Below are 16,512 nucleotides of genomic sequence, written 5' to 3'. Positions count from 1 at the left end.
CCCAGGGAGAGATCGCCATGTTCCGCTACTTCGAGCAACTCAGCACGCGCATCGCCGCTCCGTTCATGGCCGAAACCTCGCGCAACAGCAAGGTGTGGCGATGCCGGTGTGGCCAGTCGCTGTTCTTTCGCAACAGCCAATGCCTGGCCTGCCAGGCGGCGTTGGGTTACCAGCCGCAGCAAAGCCGCCTGTCGTCCCTGCAACCTGGGCCGGTGGTCGGTACTTGGCTGGCCGACGACAATCTTGATGCTGGCGCTTTTCGGCGCTGCGCCAACCTCGACTCACCGGCTGCGTGCAACTGGCTGATTCCTGCCCACAGCACCGCGCCGTTGTGCGTGGCCTGTAGCCTGAACCGCACCATTCCTGACCTATCAATTGCGGAAAACCCCGAACGCTGGCGCAAGGTCGAAACCGCCAAGCGCCGCTTGGTGGCGCAACTGATCAGCCTGGGCCTGCAAGTGGTGCCCAAGAGCGTTGACGAAGAGACTGGCCTGGCCTTCGACTTTATCGGTATCGACCTGGAAGGCAACGCGCCCACCACCGGCCACGCCAATGGGCTGATCACCCTGGACATCAAGGAAGCCGATGACGCCCACCGCGAAAAAGTCCGCGTACAGATGCGCGAGCCGTACCGCACCTTGCTCGGCCATTTTCGCCATGAAGTCGGTCATTACTACTGGGACCGCCTGATCGCCAACAGCCACTGGCTCCCTCATTTTCGCAACCTGTTCGGCGACGAACGCGCCAGTTATGCCGAGGCCCTCGACCAGCACTACCAGAACGGCCCGCGCCCCGACTGGCAACTCACCTGCGTGAGCGCCTACGCCACCATGCACCCCTGGGAAGATTGGGCTGAAACCTGGGCCCACTACCTGCACATGATGGACGCCGTGGACACAGCCCTGGGCTTTGGCATGAGCGCCCGCGAGATGGACCTGGATTACCAGCCATTCCCCCTGACCACTCTCTACGACCCGCAACACCCTGGCGGCCCGGCATTCCTTTCCTTCGTCAATGCCTGGATCGAACTGGCCGGCATGCTCAACGAACTGTCCCGCGCCATGGGCCAGCCGGATTTCTACCCCTTCGTGCTGCCGCCCGCGGTGATTGCCAAGCTGCACTTTATTCACCTGGTCATCCAGGAAGAAGGCGGCAGGGCTGATGGGGTTATGGCAAGTGCTTGAGCCTTCTCATTTTTTAATCCGGAACCAACGGTTGTAACTTCCGATGAGATGGGTACAATGGCGCGGCTTGCCGAGAGGCAGCGTCGTTATGGTGACCCCATCGGTCCCCCCGCAACGATTACCCGTGAACCTGGTCAGAGCCGGAAGGCAGCAGCCACAGCGGGAACATTGTGTGCCGGGGTGTGGCTGGTGGGGTTGCCTCCATAACGCTCCCTTCTGCAGTCCCTTCTAAATCTCAAGTTATTTTCAGCCCGTCATCTGTGATGCTTCCTGCACAGTGCATGACGGTCATTTCCCGTCTGGTGGCATACTCCCAAGCGTCTCTTCCCCTGGCTACGAGGCTCTATGCACTCGGAACATTTCAATTTATCCAGCCCTGTTTTCTTGCCGATCACCGAGCACACCTGTGCGGGGTTGTTGGGCAGTGAGGGTTTCGATGCGCTTGTAGCCCTGAGTGAGCCCCAATTGGCGGCGGTGTTGGTGATCCAGAACCTGGCGCAGGTGCCGGAAAGCGACCTTAGCGCCAACGGTGCTGAAAAAGTGTTGGCCAAGCTGATTGACTGGGCAGTCGATGCCCGCCATTCGGCCAGTGTGTCCCTGCTCTCTGAAGCGCAGCGGCTGTTCGATCAGAGGAAGCTGTACTTCGGCCTCAATGTGGTCAAAAGCCTGAAGCTGCGCTTTCTGCTGGAGGAGGAAGTCCAGGCGCAGGACTACCTGTTACCCAGTGGCAAATGGGACGTCGAGTATAAAGTCCGCCATCTCAAGGCCAATGATCCGTTCAGCCAGCAGGTGATCACGCCCAGGCATCGCGAGCGCTGGTTGAGCGCCGAGCAGGACAAGCTGCTCAGAACCTTCCGTGCCAACCTGAACGAAGACCTGCATGTGCAAGGCTACGCAGGCATTGGCAAGAGTCACCTGCTGGTGGCCTTGCTGGAGCACCTGCGCCCGGAAAAGACCTTGCTGCTGGCACGCACCCCGGCAAAACTCGAAACCCTGCGTGCTCGCATGGTGGGAGCGCGGGAGCGTAAGGCCGGGCATACCTTTCAGGACTTCGCCCATGCTCTATTGCATGGCCCCAGGCCAAAGCCGCTGAATGCGCCGGTGAGGGTGCCGACCAAGCAGGCGCTCGCCCAAGAACTGAATATCTTTGGTTTTCGTCGCCTGGAAGGGCAAGCGGTAGTGGAGGTGTGCCTCAAGGTGCTTGAAGCCTACTGCCGCTCTTGGGAGTACAGCTTGTCGGCCCAGCATTTGCCGCATTTCAAGCAACCGCTCGCCGGCGTCGATGCCAGGGTGCTGCTCGAATATGCCAGCCGGTTGTGGGGCTACCTTGAGGCGAACCCGGCCTGGGGCCGGCATACCGGGTTTGAAGCCTTGTTGATGATCAAGCGCGCCAGCCTTGCAGGCTGCGTCGTCCCCGAGCGCTATACCCACGTGCTCATCGATGAGAGCCAGGACATCCCCGCGCCGTTGCTGCAAATCATCGAGCGCGGCCGCCAGGTGCTGATCACTTTGGGGGATGAGTATCAGCAGGCCAGTGGCGGCGTGGTCAAACGCGCCCGTGAGGTTCGCCATACCGACGTGTGCTACTCCGTGCGTTCCGGGCGCAATGTCGAGCGCCTGGTCAACCCGTTGATCAGCTTGCACTCGGAAAAAAGCAAATCGCTTTTCGAGGGCGCACGCGATGCCGATGTCGGCATTGAGTTTTATCCGCAGGGTTTTGTACCCCCGCAAGGTTGCGTGGTGTTGACCGCTTCCCATTGGGACACCATGCAGTGGGCGATCCAACTGAGCCTCGCCCGTTGTGCGTTCGGCCTGGCGAGCAAAGAGGCCCAGCAGTCGCTCAAGCATTTCATGGACACGGTCATCGCGTTGTTCAAACCCGATTTCTATAGCAATGAGTTCAATGACCTCGGCCCCCATGCGTTTTTCAGTGACATGGCCGATTGGCAGCAGGTGCGCGAAGCCTGCCAGTTCGATGAGGCGTTTCTTTGGGTCGAGGCCGAACTGGAAAAAGGCTTTAACGTGGCGGATGTCACGCGTTTGAACAGGTTGATCGGCCATCCGGACGAGCGCGTCCTGTTGATGCTGGCGCAGGATGCGGGCGGCATGGAGTTCGACCGGGTATTGCTTACGCCGGAACTGTTGACCAACGTGAAGTTCCAGGACGCCTACGCGTTCGATCAACGACTCTGTGCGGTGTATATCGCGATTTCACGAGCCCGGGTGCAGTTGTACCTGCCCTACGATGTGGTCGAGTGGCTCGACTACCACAAGTATCAAAAGGCCCGTGAATCCCACGGTTACTGACGGATTTAATCCGGCTGTTTCACAACTTTCATAAAGCCCTCTGGACAACCCGCAGACCGCCTTGTTAGCTTGCGCCGGCCACTTGTTTCAGAGTATGACAAGGGCATGGATTTGATATTGAAGTGCTATCGCTTCTTTCACTCACAAGGATGTCTGTCATGAAAAGCCTGCAAGGGTTGCCTCGTCTTATCAGTGCTTCGGTAGGGACGCCCGGCAAAGCCCGCAACTTGCCCGCCGATGTTCAGTGCATCCAGTATCTATTCAATTTGATCATTCCCAAGATGGGGTTTGCCTTGCTGGAAAACGGCAAGTGCGACGGCCAGTTGGTGCAGTGCATCAGCCAGTATCAGTTTCGCCATCTCAAGTACGCCCATCCCGATGGCGTGATCGACCCCACCGGGCGAACGTTCAACAGTCTGATCGAAGAGGCGCTGAAGGTGCCGGTGCGGGCTTTTCCTAACACGCGCATTCCGACGTTTCTCAACATTTTCGGCAATAACAACATCGATGCGGTACAGGCCACGGTCAATGTGTACCTGGACCGTGTGCGTGCGGTGATCGAGGCCGAGCGGCGTAACCGGCAGTTGATGATGCAGTCCACCTGCGACGGCGGGACGACCTTGAGCGATACGGATTTCCAGAACGCCGCCAAGCAATTGGGCAACGGTATTTCGGTGAATGTGGTCAAGGCGTTCGCCACGGTGGAGTCGGGCGGGAAGGTGGGGTTCGGGCCTGCCAAGTTGCCGATCATCGCCTTTGAAGGGCACCACTTTCGCAAGTACACCAAGCACATCTACGACCAGTCGCAGCCGCTGCTGTCGTATGTCTACAAGAAAAAAGCCGGCCCGCAATGGCAGACGAACAACAAGGATCAGGTCAAGGCCTGGGAGACCATGGCCACTGCCTTTGCGCTGGACCAGGAAGCGGCTTTGATGTCGGCCTCCTGGGGCATGTTTCAAATCATGGGGTTCAATTTTGCGGCGTGCGGATTCAAGACGGTGTTTGAGTTCGTGGCGTCATTGAAGGTCAATGCCGGTAATCAACTCAAGGCCTATCTCAGCCTTTGCAGCCACAACTCGGCCTTGTTGAGCGCGATGAAAAACAAGGATTTTACCGCCATGGCCCGAAACTATAATGGCGACGATTACGGCAACTATGACGTCCTGATGAAACAAGCCTACGAAGCCTTTGAAGGGAAGAAATAAGATGATTCGTTATCTGGCGATGGGAGTGTTGTCGTGGTGCGCCGTGGCGCCCGCGTTGGCCGGCTCGGCGGCGTTGCATTCAGGTAAATATGAAGGGCTGATGCTGGCGGTGACGCCTGGGCATCAGGTCGAGGGGTTCTATCAGGAATCGATGGGCGAGGGTGTGGCCCGTGGTTGCACGTTCTACCTGCAAGGCAAGCCCGAAGCGCTCACCACCTGGCGGGACGCTGCCTACCCAGGCAGTTTGGCCGCGGCGCCCGACGGGGTGACCCTGACCGTGGCGCAGGGCCGCCAACACCCTGGCTGCATCAATGTGCTGATGCCGGAAATCGCCACGGGCCTGGAGCTGAGCCAGACCGCCAGCAAACAATGGATCGGCTTGGTGACGGTGTCTGCCGACAAGGCTTACCTGCTTAAAACGCCGGGCGCCAAAGCGGCAAAGCGGCCCTACATCGTCAAGCATGACGTGGTGGGCGTACTGGCGTTCAAGGACGGTTGGGCGCAGGTGGAATTCATCAACGCTGACGACCGCTCTTTCACGGGCTGGATCAGCCAGGGCCAGTACGCACGGTTGGCTGCCCCGAAGCCCTAAATTGTAGGAGCGAGCAAGTCAGCCAAAGGTCTCGCGCAGTAGCCCGGCGAACGCATCTCGCGCCAGGTGCCGCTGGGTGTCCGTATGCCAGAACAACAGGTTGTCCACGGGCGTCAGCGCTTCAAAGCGATAAGACGCCAACTGATTGGCCTGTTCATAGCGCGCCAGGATCCCCTCGGGTGCCAACGCCACGCCAATCCCCGCGCTGACGCAACCGATGATCGTGCCCCAGCTTGCATAGCTGGCAATCGCTGGCTTGACGTTATGGGGCTTGAGCCAGTTTTCCAGGGCGGCGCGATAAGGGCAGCCCGGCGGCCATACCAGCAATGTACGGCCGGCCAAGTCCTCGGCGCTATTGATAGGCGCGCTGCACGCGCTGGCGATCAGCACCAGGCGTTCGCTGTAGACCACGCTCTGTTCCAGCTTCGTGCGTTTGCCGCCGGCGGCCACCAGCGCCACGTCCAGGCGGTGGTGCTGCAGGTCGTCCAGCAGTTGCGCCCAGGCACCGGTGACCAGTTCCAGGCTGACATTGGGATAACGCCGGTGGTATTCCGCCAGCAGCGGCGGCAAGCGCCCGCTGGCACTGGATTCCACCGCACCGATGCGCAAGGTGCCACGGGGAATGGCGCTGGCATCCACCGCGCGTTTGGATTCATCCACCAAGGCCAGGATACGTTCGCAGTAATCCAGGAAGATTTCTCCCGCAGCGCTGATCGCCAGCCCTCGGCCAGCACGGATAAACAGCGGCGTGCCCAACTCGCTTTCCAGCTGCTTGATGCGCGTGGTGATGTTGGACGGCACACAGTGCAATTGCAGTGCCGCCTGGGCCACGCTGCCGGTTTGCGCCACGGCTCGCACCATTTTCAGTTGGGCCAGTTCCATTGCTCAGTTCCAATGATTTCAGAAGTCAGAAACGCTTAATTGTCCTATGCCTGGCCTGGGCCAAGACTGGCAGCATTCCTTTTGCGTGGATGCTGTCGATGAATACTCCGTCACCTCTGAAGCTTACGCTAGTCATTGCCAGCGTCATCCTCTGCTGGGCGTATTCGCCCATCGGCGTACACATGGGGTTGCACAGTTATAGCCCCGGCCAATTGGCGCTGCTGCGGTTTTTGATCGCGTCGGTATTCATGGGCTGCGTGGCCTGGGGGGTGGGAATTGGACGGCCACCATTGCGCGACCTGCCGTGGTTGTTGGTGCTGGGCTTTTTCGGGGTGTTCCTGCACCACACTAGTCTCAATCATGGGCAGCAATGGGTGACGGCGGCAGCGTCGAGTGTGTTGGCACAGTCGGCGCCGTTGTTCAGTGTGTTGATCGCGTTTTTCTGCTTGAAAGAGCAGGTCAGCGCCTGGCGCTGGGGTTGCGTACTGTTGGGGTTGGCTGGCGTACTGGTGGTGATCTGGGGCGACCAGGGCATGGGCGATCTCAACCCACGGGGTTTGCTGATCTTGTTGGCGGCCTGCTCATGGAGTGTGTACTTCGCCATCCAGCGACATTACGCCCATCGCTACAGCCCGTTGACGATGGCGTGCTACATGGTGTGGTCCGGCACGCTGATGCTGTGCGTGAACCTGCCGGGACTGCCCGCCGCCATCGTGCAGGCACCGATGGGGGAGAATCTCGCCGTGCTGGTGCTGGGTATTTTTCCCAGTGCCTTGGCCTATCTGGCCTGGGGTTACGTGTTGAAGCACGTCGAGGTCAGTCGTGCGTCGGTGGCGATGTACCTGATTCCACCGGTTGCCATGCTGATGGCCGCCACGCTGCTTGGCGAGCACGTCACCCTGCAGGTGATGCTGGGCGCAGTGGTCGTGCTGGCCAGCGTCGCCGCTATCAGTCTGGAAGGGCGTTGGCGCTCCAAGGTGCCAGCAAAACGTCCTCAGGTGCCCTCTGGGAGGCCAATCGAACAAGCTTCGTCAGATTAGACGAGCGTGCCGGATGCAATTTCCCCCTTGCTCCGCTAGCATTACCGGCTTCTGCTTCCCAGTTGCGACGGTTTTCGATGAGTTATCAGGTTCTTGCACGTAAATGGCGCCCGCGCTCGTTCCGCGAAATGGTCGGCCAGACCCATGTGCTCAAGGCTCTGATCAATGCCTTGGACAGCCAACGGCTGCACCACGCCTACCTGTTCACCGGTACGCGCGGGGTGGGCAAGACCACGATTGCGCGCATCATCGCCAAATGCCTGAATTGTGAAACCGGTATTACCTCGACGCCTTGTGGCACCTGTTCGGTGTGCCGTGAGATCGACGAAGGGCGTTTCGTCGACCTGATCGAGATCGACGCCGCGAGTCGTACCAAGGTCGAAGACACCCGCGAACTGCTGGACAACGTGCAGTACGCGCCGAGCCGTGGCCGCTTCAAGGTCTACCTGATCGACGAAGTGCACATGCTGTCCAGCCACTCCTTCAACGCCTTGTTGAAAACCCTGGAAGAGCCGCCGCCCTACGTCAAATTCATCCTGGCCACCACCGACCCGCAGAAACTTCCGGCAACGATTTTGTCGCGGTGCCTGCAGTTCTCCCTGAAAAACATGACCCCCGAGCGTGTGGTCGAGCATTTGACCCACGTGCTGGGCGTCGAGAACGTACCGTTCGAAGACGACGCGCTGTGGTTGCTGGGCCGTGCCGCCGATGGTTCGATGCGCGATGCCATGAGCCTCACCGACCAGGCCATCGCGTTTGGTGAAGGCAAGGTCATGGCCGCCGACGTGCGCGCCATGCTCGGTACCCTGGACCACGGCCAGGTGTTCGACGTGCTGCACGCGCTGATCGAGGGTGACGCCAAGGCGTTGCTCGAAGCGGTGCGCCACCTGTCGGAGCAAGGCCCGGATTGGAATGGCGTGCTTTCGGAAATCCTCAACGTATTGCACCGCGTCGCCATCGCCCAGGCCCTGCCGGAAGGCGTGGACAACGGTCATGGCGACCGTGATCGCGTATTGGCCCTGGCCCAGGCCTTGCCGGCCGAAGACGTGCAGTTCTACTACCAGATGGGCCTGATCGGTCGCCGCGACTTGCCCCTGGCACCCGACCCGCGGGGTGGCTTTGAAATGGTGCTGCTGCGCATGCTGGCGTTCCGGCCGGCAGATTCGGCAGACGCACCGAGACAGCCGCTAAAGCCAGTGGGGATCAGCCAGGCCACAGTTGATTCCGCCAAACCCGTGGCTGGGGCGGCCGTTGTCGCGCCAGTAGTTGCAGCGCCTGCGGTTGCTGTGCCTGAGCCGGTTGCGCCGGCACCTGAGCCTGAACCTGCGCCGGTTGCCGTCGCACCGGTGGTCGAGCCCGAGCCGGTCATTGAGCCCGAGCCCGAACCCGTGGTCGACTTGCCCTGGAATGACCCGGTCGAAGCGCAAGTAGAGCCCGAGCAACAGCCCGCCGTGGAGCCCGTGCTGGAAACCACCGGCGAGCAACCCGAGCTGACGCCGATGCCTACGCCGACTCCGGACAGCGTGGTGCCGGATGCCCCTGAGTGGGTATCGGCGCCCGTTCCTGAACCGACGGTCGCCCAGGTCGACGCGGCCACGCCGGGCATTGACCTGGATGACGAACCGCCGCTGGACGAAGACTACATCGAGCCGGACATGGATTCGGCCTACAGCTACCTGGACGAACTGGCCAGCGAGCACACCGCGGAACCGGCGCCCGAGCCCGAGGCAGAACCTGCCGCGGCCCCGGCTACCGGTCTGGCCCTGCAATGGCTGGAATTGTTTCCGAAATTGCCGATCTCCGGCATGACCGGCAGTATCGCCGCCAACTGCACCCTGATTTCCATCGAAGGCGACCACTGGCTGCTGCACCTGGACCCGGCCCATAGCGCCTTGTTCAACGCCACCCAGCAGCGCCGGCTCAACGATGCGCTCAACCAGTACCATGGGCGCACGCTGACCATTGCCATCGAGCTGATCAAGCCCGAGCAGGAAACGCCGGCCCAGGCCGCGACCCGTCGGCGCCTTAACCGCCAGCGCGAGGCTGAGGATTCGATCCACGCAGATCCGCTTATCCAACAAATGATGCAACAGTTCGGTGCGGTCGTCCGCCACGATACTATTGAACCTGTCGAAGCCCCGGTGCCCCAAGCGTCATGACACCGGGCTATTCATTGATCCACGTACTTTTGAGGTGATTCCCATGATGAAAGGTGGCATGGCCGGCCTGATGAAGCAGGCGCAGCAGATGCAGGAAAAAATGGCCAAGATGCAGGAAGAGCTGGCCAACGCCGAAGTCACCGGTAAAGCCGGTGGCGATATGGTCAGCGTGGTGATGACCGGTCGTCACGACATCAAGCGTGTCAGCATCGACCCAAGCGTATTGCCGGGCGTGGGTGAAGATGACCTGGAAATGCTCGAAGCGCTGTTCGCCGCAGCCGTCAACGACGCTGTGCGCAAGATCGAAGCCAACAGCCAGGACAAAATGTCCGGCGTGACCGCTGGCATGCAACTGCCACCGGGCATGAAACTGCCGTTCTGATACACGCTTTAGCTAGACTCAAATGCCAGGCATCGTGCCTGGCATTTTTTTCGCCGGTCGAAACATCGAACCCCAAGCCTTCACCGATGGTCTGCACCCTATACCGTTGAAACCACTCACCGATAAAGGAGCCCCGCTGATGCCTCAAGAAATGACGCTCAACCAACGCATCGTTCTGGTCTCACGCCCTCAAGGCGCCCCCACGCCGGAAAACTTTCGCCTGGAACGTGTCAGCCTGCCGGACCTGGCAGACGGCCAGGTGCTGCTCAAGACCCTGTACCTGTCTTTGGACCCCTACATGCGTGGACGCATGAGTGACGCGCCGTCCTATGCCGCACCCGTGGAAATCGGTGAAGTGATGACCGGTGGGGCTGTCAGCCGTGTCGAGCAATCGCGCAACCCGAAATTCGAAGTGGGCGACCTGGTGGTCGGCGCCACTGGCTGGCAAAGCCACTGCATTTGCGAAGGCCATAACCTGATCCCGCTGCCCAAGGGTCTGCCGAGTCCGTCGATGGCCCTGGGCGTACTGGGTATGCCGGGCATGACGGCCTATATGGGCCTGATGGATATCGGCCAGCCCAAGGCCGGGGAAACCCTGGTGGTGGCGGCTGCGTCGGGCGCGGTGGGGTCGGTGGTGGGCCAGGTGGCCAAGCTCAAGGGCTTGCGCGTGGTGGGCATCGCCGGTGGCGCGGACAAATGCCGCTATGTGGTGGATGAGTTGGGCTTTGACGCCTGTATCGACCACAAGAGCGAAGACTTTGCCCATGAACTGGCCCTGGCCTGCTTCAAAGGCGTGGACATCTACTTTGAAAACGTCGGCGGTAAAGTCTTCGATGCTGTGCTGCCTTTGCTCAACCCCAAGGCGCGCGTGCCGCTGTGCGGGTTGATCGCCGGCTATAACGCCCATGAAGCGCCCAGCGGCCCTGACCGTTTGCCGGCGCTGCAACGCACCTTGCTGACCAAGCGGGTGCGGATCCAGGGCTTTATTGTGTTCGACGACTATGGCGACCGCCAGCCGGAGTTCCTCAGCGCTATGGCGCCTTGGGTGCGCGAGGGCAAGATCAAGTTCCGCGAGGACGTGGTCGATGGCCTGGAGCAGGCGCCCGAAGCCTTTATCGGCCTGCTCGAAGGGCGCAACTTCGGCAAGTTGGTGGTGCGCGTCGCGCAGGATTGAGTATTTGACGCTAATCCGGGGCGCGGGTATAAACCGCGTCTCGTTGTTTTGTCGGACCCTTCGCCCATGAGCTTCAGCCCCCTGATTCGCCAACTGATCGACGCCTTGCGCACTTTGCCCGGCGTCGGCCAGAAAACTGCCCAGCGCATGGCGCTGCAACTGCTGGAGCGTGATCGCAGCGGCGGCACTCGCCTGGCCCAGGCCCTGAGCCAGGCCATGGAAGGTGTGGGCCATTGCCGCCAGTGCCGCACCCTTACCGAAGAAGAACTCTGCCCGCAATGCGCCGACCCGCGTCGCGACGACACGTTGCTGTGCGTGGTGGAAGGGCCGATGGATGTGTACGCCGTGGAGCAGACCGGTTACCGCGGGCGTTACTTCGTGCTCAAGGGCCACCTGTCGCCGCTCGATGGCCTGGGGCCGGAAGCCATCGGTATTCCACAACTGGTGGCGCGAATCGAAGAGCAGGGCACCTTTACTGAAGTGATCCTGGCGACCAACCCGACGGTGGAAGGTGAAGCCACGGCGCACTACATCGCTCAGTTGCTGACCAATAAAGGTTTGATTACTTCACGGATCGCCCATGGCGTACCGTTGGGTGGCGAGTTGGAATTGGTGGACGGCGGCACCCTGGCGCACTCGTTCGCAGGCCGCAAACCCATCGCGCTTTAAAACCTACTGCAGTCCCAATGTGGGAGCTGGCTTGTCGGGTCGCCGCATCGCTGCGATAGCATCACCACGGTGTACCTGAAAAACCGAGGCGTCTGCATCGCGGGCAAGCCCGGCTCCCACATTGGTTTTGTGTGACGGTAAAAAATGTATTCGGCTTGATAACCAAGCAAGCGCTTGGTAAGTTCGCTCCATCCCGCCATGGAGCTTGCCGATGTCTGCCTTTCAGGAATACTTCGATCCCAGCCACCAATTGGTCCGCGACAGCGTGCGCCGCTTCGTCGAACGCGAGATGTTGCCCGGCATCGAGCAATGGGAGGAAGCGGAAAGTTTTCCCCGCGAGCTTTACCTCAAGGCCGGTGCGGCGGGCGTTCTGGGCATCGGCTACCCCGAGGCGCTGGGTGGCAGCCACGAAGGCGATCTGTTCGCCAAGGTCGCCGCCAGCGAAGAGCTGATGCGCTGCGGCTCCGGTGGCGTGGTGGCCGGGCTCGGCTCCCTGGATATTGGCCTGCCGCCCATCGTCAAATGGGCCCGGCCCGACGTGCGTGAGCGCATAGCGCCTCTGGTGCTCGCCGGCGAGAAGATCATCGCCCTGGCGGTCACCGAGCCCAGCGGCGGCTCGGATGTAGCCAACCTGCAAACCCGCGCCGTACGTGAAGGCGAGCATTACCGCGTGAGCGGCGCCAAGACCTTTATCACCAGCGGCATTCGCGCTGATTTCTACACCGTGGCCGTGCGCACAGGTGGGCCGGGCTTTGGCGGTATCAGCCTGCTGCTGATCGAAAAGGGCATCCCGGGTTTCACCGTCGGCCAGCCGCTGAAGAAGATGGGCTGGTGGGCGTCGGACACCGCCGAGTTGTTCTTCGACGATTGCCGCGTGCCTGTGGGCAATCTCATCGGTGTCGAGAACATGGGCTTTGCCTGCATCATGGGCAACTTCCAGAGCGAGCGCCTGGCCTTGGCCCTCATGGCCAACATGACCGCGCAACTGGCCTTGGAGGAAAGCCTCCAGTGGGCCGCCCAGCGCGAAGCATTCGGCAAACCCATCGGCAAATTCCAGGTGCTCAAGCATCGCCTGGCGGAAATGGCTACCGCCGTGGAGGTTTCCCGCGAGTTCACCTATCGTCAGGCCGCGAAGATGGCCGCTGGCAAGAGTGTGATCAAAGAGATTTCCATGGCCAAGAACCTGGCCACCGATACCGCTGATCGGGTGACGTATGACGCGGTGCAAATATTGGGGGGGCAGGGGTATATGCGTGGCAGCCTGGTGGAACGGCTTTATCGCGATAACCGGATTCTGTCGATTGGTGGCGGGACGCGTGAAGTGATGAATGAAATCATCAGTAAACAGATGGGGTTGTAAACCGGGGTGTTCTTTCGGGCCTCATCGCGGGCAAGCCCAGCTCCCACAGGGGAATGCATTCCAAGGTGGGAGCCGGGCTTGCCCGCGATGACGGCAGTACTGCCGACCCTTATCTCTCGGTCAGCCCAAATTGCGTCAGGCAAAACGTCGGAATCCCCATGTCTGCCAAGCGCTGCGAGCCACCCAGCTCTGGCAAATCAATAATCGCCGCAGCCTCAAAAATCTTTGCCCCCATGCGCCGCACCAGGTTCGCTGCAGCAATCAGGGTGCCGCCGGTGGCGATCAGGTCATCGAACATCAGCACCGAATCGCCTTCGCACAGGCTGTCGGCGTGCACTTCCAGGAAGGCTTCGCCGTACTCGGTCTGGTAACCCTCGGCCAGCACGTCCGCCGGCAGCTTGCCTTGCTTGCGAAACAGGATGAGCGGCTTGTTGAGCTGGTAGGCGATGATCGAGCCGATCAGGAAGCCACGGGCATCCATCGCACCGATATGGGTGAAGTCGGCTTCGACATAGCGTTGGGCAAAGCTGTCGGCCACCAGGCGCAGGGCGCGGGGCGATTGGAACAGCGGCGTGATGTCACGGAAGATCACCCCAGGCTTGGGGAAGTCGATGACGGGGCGAATCAGGGATTTGATGTCGAACGAATCAAAAGTCATCGTCGAGGAGTCCAGAGCGGAAAACGGACTCGAAGTATACCTGCGGCCTCGCCGATTGGCGCGGCCGCAGCCTGGATCAGACCTCCAGGGAACCGCCAGCCAATGCACACAGCTGGATCGGGTCGAGGATATGCACCTCTTTGCCCTCGGCGGCGATCAACTGGTTCTGCTGGAAACGAGTAAACACGCGGGACACGGTCTCAACCGCCAGGCCCAGGTAATTACCGATCTCATTGCGCGACATGCTCAGGCGGAACTGGTTGGCCGAGAACCCACGGGCGCGAAAGCGCGCCGACAGGTTGACCAGGAAGGTGGCAATGCGCTCATCGGCGGTTTTCTTCGACAGCAGCAGCATCATTTGCTGGTCGTCACGAATCTCGCGGCTCATCACGCGCATCAATTGGCGGCGCAATTGCGGCAGTTGCAGGGCCAGTTCATCCAGGCGCTCGAATGGGATTTCGCACACCGAGGTGGTTTCCAGGGCCTGGGCCGACACCGGGTGAATCTCGGTGTCCATCCCCGACAGCCCGACCAACTCGCTTGGCAGGTGGAAACCGGTGATTTGCTCTTCGCCGCCGTCGCTGAGGCTGAAGGTCTTCAACGCGCCAGAGCGTACTGCATAGACGGAATCAAACTTGTCGCCCTGGCGAAACAGAAACTCGCCTTTTTTCAGCGGGCGGCCGCGTTTGACGATGTCGTCCAGCGCATCCATGTCTTCCAGATTCAATGAAAGTGGCAGGCAGAGGGGAGCCAGGCTGCAATCCTTGCAATGGGCCTGGCTGTGAGCGCGCAGTTTGACTGGCTCGGACATTTCTTAAATCCTTGTGGGAAAACACACATAAGACGTAAGGGTAACGCACTGGGGGGCACGGAGGCCAGCGTGTACAAAAAACCGACCGGTATATAAAGATTTGGCTAAAACCGCCGATAGTCCTGCTATCGACTACAAATACGGCGGCTCAGACCATGTTAGCCCTCACTGCTCAACTCGCTTCGCGCACTCAGATCCAGGCACTGCCCGAACCCAAGAAAGCTGCCGAACCGGATGTTGCCGCGATCCCGACGACCGACGAAGCCAAGCCTGCCGTTTCTGTGACCATCTCTGGCGCCGCGATGAAAGCTGCTGCGGCGGAAAAAGCCACAAACAGTGACATCGACGACAGCGGCCTGGCGGACAACGTCAAGAATCTGCTCAAGATGATTCGTGAGATCAAAAAGCAGATTGCCGAGAAACAAGCCGAGATGGCTGCGGTAATGGCCGACAGAAATCTCAGCCCAGAACAGGCCCGTGCCCGACTCTCCGGGCTGCAGTCAGCGTTGAGCGCACTGCAAGCCAGCTTGACCAGCGCCCAGGCGTCCCTGACCAAGGCGATGAAAGACATGAGTGCCGGTGATGCAGTCAAGGCTGCCAGCCTGGCCATGAAGTAAGTACGTCTAGATGACCCGCGAAAATCGTTGCCTGTTCTGGTGCTCCAGGTAGGCATCGAACACCATGCACACTGAACGCACCAGCAAGCGCCCGGCCGGGAGCACACGAATGCCCTGGGCGTCCAACGCGATCAGGCCGTCGGCGGCCATCGTTTCCAGCTGCGGCCATACCTCGGCAAAATAGCCGCGAAAATCGATGTTGTACGCCTGTTCGATCCCTTCGAATGCCAGGCTGAAATTGCAGATCAACTGCTGGATTACAGCCCGTCGCAACCGGTCGTCCGTAGTGCAGACCAGGCCGCGGCTGGTCGCCAATTGCGCACCCGCCAAGGCATTCTGGTACTGGTTCAGATCACTGCTGTTCTGGCAATACAGGTCGCCGATCTGACTGATCGCTGACACCCCCAGCCCAATCAAGTCGCAGTGCCCGTGGGTGGTGTAACCCTGGAAGTTGCGCTGCAGCTTGCCTTCTTCCTGGGCGACGGCCAATTCGTCGTCCGGCAGGGCAAAGTGGTCCATGCCGATGTAGCGGCAACCGGCCTGGGTCAGTTGTTCGATGGTGGTTTGCAGCATCAGCAGTTTTTCCGCTGGTGAGGGCAGCTCGTCAGTGTTGATCCGCCGTTGGGGCATGAAGCGTTCCGGCAGGTGCGCGTAGTTGAACACGGACAGGCGGTCAGGCTGTAAGCGGATGACTTCTTCCACGGTGCGCGCAAAGTTCAACGGCGACTGCTTGGGCAGGCCGTAGATCAGGTCGATATTGATCGAGCGAAATTGCAAGGTGCGCGCTGCATCGATCACGGCGCGGGTTTCTTCCAGGCTTTGCAGGCGGTTGACCGCCCGTTGCACCTCGGGGTCGAGGTCTTGCAGGCCGATGCTCACGCGGTTAAAGCCCAGTTCGCGTAGCAGGCCCATGGTGGCCCAGTCGGCTTCGCGTGGGTCGATTTCGATGCCGTAGTCGCCCGAATCGTCATCCAGCAAATTGAAATGCTGGCGCAGGCATTTCATCACCTGGCGCAGTTCATCGTGGCTGAGAAACGTGGGCGTACCGCCGCCCAAATGCAGTTGCTCCACGGGCTGCTGCGGGTCGAGGTGGCAGGCCACCAGCTGGATTTCCTGCTCCAGGCGCTGCAGGTAGGCCTGGGCGCGGCCACGGTCCTTGGTGATCACCTTGTTGCAGGCGCAGTAGTAACAAATGTTGGCGCAGAACGGCACATGCACATACAGCGACAGTGGCCTTACGGCCTTGCGGCTGTCACGCAGGGCGTGGAGCAGGTCGAAGGTGCCGACCTGGCTGTCAAATTGTACGGCGGTGGGGTAGGACGTGTAGCGCGGTCCCGCCGAGTCGTAGCGGTGAATCAGATCTGTGTCCCAACGAATGGCGTCGAGCATGCGGGCGGTCCCCCGGATTGGCTAGTGGGCCGAGTCTAGGGGCAGGGCGGTGCAGGCATCTTGATTTGCATCAACGGGGAGCG

At 60.6% G+C, this 16,512-nt stretch carries 15 protein-coding genes and 1 other RNA gene; 12 read left to right on the top strand and 4 right to left on the bottom strand.

The features are described 5' to 3' along the window. Positions 1-17: 17 nt before the first annotated feature. The 5 genes from MHH62_RS16770 (at position 18) to MHH62_RS16750 (ending at position 5,288) form a co-directional block, all read left to right on the top strand. On the top strand, positions 18-1,184 hold the full coding sequence (locus MHH62_RS16770; protein ID WP_014719460.1) for a putative zinc-binding metallopeptidase: 1,167 nt from the start codon (positions 18-20) through the stop codon (positions 1,182-1,184). Positions 1,185-1,282: 98 nt separating this feature from the next. Next, an RNA gene (gene ffs / locus MHH62_RS16765) (signal recognition particle sRNA small type) lies at positions 1,283-1,379 on the top strand. 150 nt (positions 1,380-1,529) lie between these two features. Then, positions 1,530-3,491 (top strand): hypothetical protein, encoded by a 1,962-nt coding sequence (locus MHH62_RS16760; RefSeq protein ID WP_339231453.1) that lies wholly within the window; start codon positions 1,530-1,532, stop codon positions 3,489-3,491. A gap of 158 nt (positions 3,492-3,649) precedes the next feature. Further along, positions 3,650-4,696: an N-acetylmuramidase family protein gene (locus tag MHH62_RS16755; protein WP_014719458.1), complete on the top strand. Its 1,047-nt coding sequence runs from the start codon at positions 3,650-3,652 to the stop codon at positions 4,694-4,696. A 1-nt stretch (position 4,697) separates the two neighbouring features. Next, positions 4,698-5,288 carry a hypothetical protein gene (locus MHH62_RS16750; protein WP_020302653.1) on the top strand — a complete coding sequence of 197 codons (591 nt, stop codon included), beginning with the start codon at positions 4,698-4,700 and terminating at the stop codon, positions 5,286-5,288. Positions 5,289-5,306: 18 nt separating this feature from the next. Here MHH62_RS16750 and MHH62_RS16745 read toward each other — a convergent pair whose 3' ends face one another. After that, complete coding sequence (locus MHH62_RS16745; protein WP_014719456.1) at positions 5,307-6,170, bottom strand: LysR substrate-binding domain-containing protein; 864 nt, start codon at positions 6,168-6,170, stop codon at positions 5,307-5,309. A gap of 98 nt (positions 6,171-6,268) precedes the next feature. Here MHH62_RS16745 and MHH62_RS16740 point away from each other — a divergent pair, with 98 nt between their 5' ends. From MHH62_RS16740 to MHH62_RS16715, 6 genes are all read left to right on the top strand, one after another. Beyond that, on the top strand, positions 6,269-7,210 hold the full coding sequence (locus MHH62_RS16740; protein ID WP_032874161.1) for a DMT family transporter: 942 nt from the start codon (positions 6,269-6,271) through the stop codon (positions 7,208-7,210). Positions 7,211-7,287: 77 nt separating this feature from the next. Further along, entirely contained in the window at positions 7,288-9,369 is a 2,082-nt protein-coding gene (dnaX, locus tag MHH62_RS16735; RefSeq protein ID WP_014719454.1) for a DNA polymerase III subunit gamma/tau, read from the top strand. A 43-nt stretch (positions 9,370-9,412) separates the two neighbouring features. After that, positions 9,413-9,751, top strand: a complete 339-nt coding sequence (locus MHH62_RS16730; RefSeq protein ID WP_003193199.1) for a YbaB/EbfC family nucleoid-associated protein — start codon at positions 9,413-9,415, stop codon at positions 9,749-9,751. A gap of 139 nt (positions 9,752-9,890) precedes the next feature. Further along, on the top strand, positions 9,891-10,925 hold the full coding sequence (locus tag MHH62_RS16725; RefSeq protein ID WP_003193196.1) for an NADP-dependent oxidoreductase: 1,035 nt from the start codon (positions 9,891-9,893) through the stop codon (positions 10,923-10,925). Between the two features lie 66 nt (positions 10,926-10,991). Next, the gene (gene recR, locus MHH62_RS16720; RefSeq protein ID WP_014719453.1) at positions 10,992-11,594 is read left to right on the top strand and encodes a recombination mediator RecR; all 603 of its coding nucleotides are present in this window, start codon (positions 10,992-10,994) and stop codon (positions 11,592-11,594) included. Between the two features lie 211 nt (positions 11,595-11,805). Next, a complete protein-coding gene (locus MHH62_RS16715; RefSeq protein ID WP_014719452.1) occupies positions 11,806-12,954 on the top strand; it encodes an acyl-CoA dehydrogenase family protein in 1,149 nt (382 codons plus the stop codon). Between the two features lie 109 nt (positions 12,955-13,063). On the opposite strand, the gene MHH62_RS16710 is transcribed toward MHH62_RS16715, so the two are convergent. After that, positions 13,064-13,612 carry an adenine phosphoribosyltransferase gene (locus MHH62_RS16710; RefSeq protein ID WP_003193191.1) on the bottom strand — a complete coding sequence of 183 codons (549 nt, stop codon included), beginning with the start codon at positions 13,610-13,612 and terminating at the stop codon, positions 13,064-13,066. A 76-nt stretch (positions 13,613-13,688) separates the two neighbouring features. Beyond that, entirely contained in the window at positions 13,689-14,423 is a 735-nt protein-coding gene (fnr, locus tag MHH62_RS16705; protein ID WP_005790290.1) for a fumarate/nitrate reduction transcriptional regulator Fnr, read from the bottom strand. Positions 14,424-14,578: 155 nt separating this feature from the next. Between fnr and MHH62_RS16700 the strand changes: the two genes are divergently transcribed. Then, positions 14,579-15,040, top strand: coding sequence for a hypothetical protein (locus MHH62_RS16700; protein ID WP_014719451.1), 462 nt, complete (start codon positions 14,579-14,581; stop codon positions 15,038-15,040). 6 nt (positions 15,041-15,046) lie between these two features. Here MHH62_RS16700 and hemN read toward each other — a convergent pair whose 3' ends face one another. Next, positions 15,047-16,429, bottom strand: coding sequence for an oxygen-independent coproporphyrinogen III oxidase (gene hemN / locus MHH62_RS16695; protein ID WP_339231448.1), 1,383 nt, complete (start codon positions 16,427-16,429; stop codon positions 15,047-15,049). Positions 16,430-16,512: the final 83 nt, after the last annotated feature.

The sequence above is a fragment of the Pseudomonas sp. FSL L8-0168 genome, from assembly GCF_037976155.1.
Lineage (GTDB): Bacteria > Pseudomonadota > Gammaproteobacteria > Pseudomonadales > Pseudomonadaceae > Aquipseudomonas > Aquipseudomonas paracarnis.
This window is presented reverse-complemented; position numbering and strand designations above follow the sequence as displayed.

Excerpts from the sequence above, each read along its gene's own strand:
- recR (WP_014719453.1), top strand. The coding sequence starts at position 10,992 with ATGAGCTTCAGCCCCCTGATTCGCCAACTGATCGACGCCTTGCGCACT.
- MHH62_RS16725 (WP_003193196.1), top strand. The coding sequence starts at position 9,891 with ATGCCTCAAGAAATGACGCTCAACCAACGCATCGTTCTGGTCTCACGC.
- dnaX (WP_014719454.1), top strand. The coding sequence starts at position 7,288 with ATGAGTTATCAGGTTCTTGCACGTAAATGGCGCCCGCGCTCGTTCCGC.
- MHH62_RS16750 (WP_020302653.1), top strand. The coding sequence starts at position 4,698 with ATGATTCGTTATCTGGCGATGGGAGTGTTGTCGTGGTGCGCCGTGGCG.
- MHH62_RS16770 (WP_014719460.1), top strand. The coding sequence starts at position 18 with ATGTTCCGCTACTTCGAGCAACTCAGCACGCGCATCGCCGCTCCGTTC.
- MHH62_RS16700 (WP_014719451.1), top strand. The coding sequence starts at position 14,579 with ATGTTAGCCCTCACTGCTCAACTCGCTTCGCGCACTCAGATCCAGGCA.
- fnr (WP_005790290.1), bottom strand. The coding sequence starts at position 14,423 with ATGTCCGAGCCAGTCAAACTGCGCGCTCACAGCCAGGCCCATTGCAAG.
- MHH62_RS16760 (WP_339231453.1), top strand. The coding sequence starts at position 1,530 with ATGCACTCGGAACATTTCAATTTATCCAGCCCTGTTTTCTTGCCGATC.
- hemN (WP_339231448.1), bottom strand. The coding sequence starts at position 16,429 with ATGCTCGACGCCATTCGTTGGGACACAGATCTGATTCACCGCTACGAC.
- MHH62_RS16710 (WP_003193191.1), bottom strand. The coding sequence starts at position 13,612 with ATGACTTTTGATTCGTTCGACATCAAATCCCTGATTCGCCCCGTCATC.
- MHH62_RS16755 (WP_014719458.1), top strand. The coding sequence starts at position 3,650 with ATGAAAAGCCTGCAAGGGTTGCCTCGTCTTATCAGTGCTTCGGTAGGG.
- MHH62_RS16740 (WP_032874161.1), top strand. The coding sequence starts at position 6,269 with ATGAATACTCCGTCACCTCTGAAGCTTACGCTAGTCATTGCCAGCGTC.
- MHH62_RS16730 (WP_003193199.1), top strand. The coding sequence starts at position 9,413 with ATGATGAAAGGTGGCATGGCCGGCCTGATGAAGCAGGCGCAGCAGATG.
- MHH62_RS16745 (WP_014719456.1), bottom strand. The coding sequence starts at position 6,170 with ATGGAACTGGCCCAACTGAAAATGGTGCGAGCCGTGGCGCAAACCGGC.
- MHH62_RS16715 (WP_014719452.1), top strand. The coding sequence starts at position 11,806 with ATGTCTGCCTTTCAGGAATACTTCGATCCCAGCCACCAATTGGTCCGC.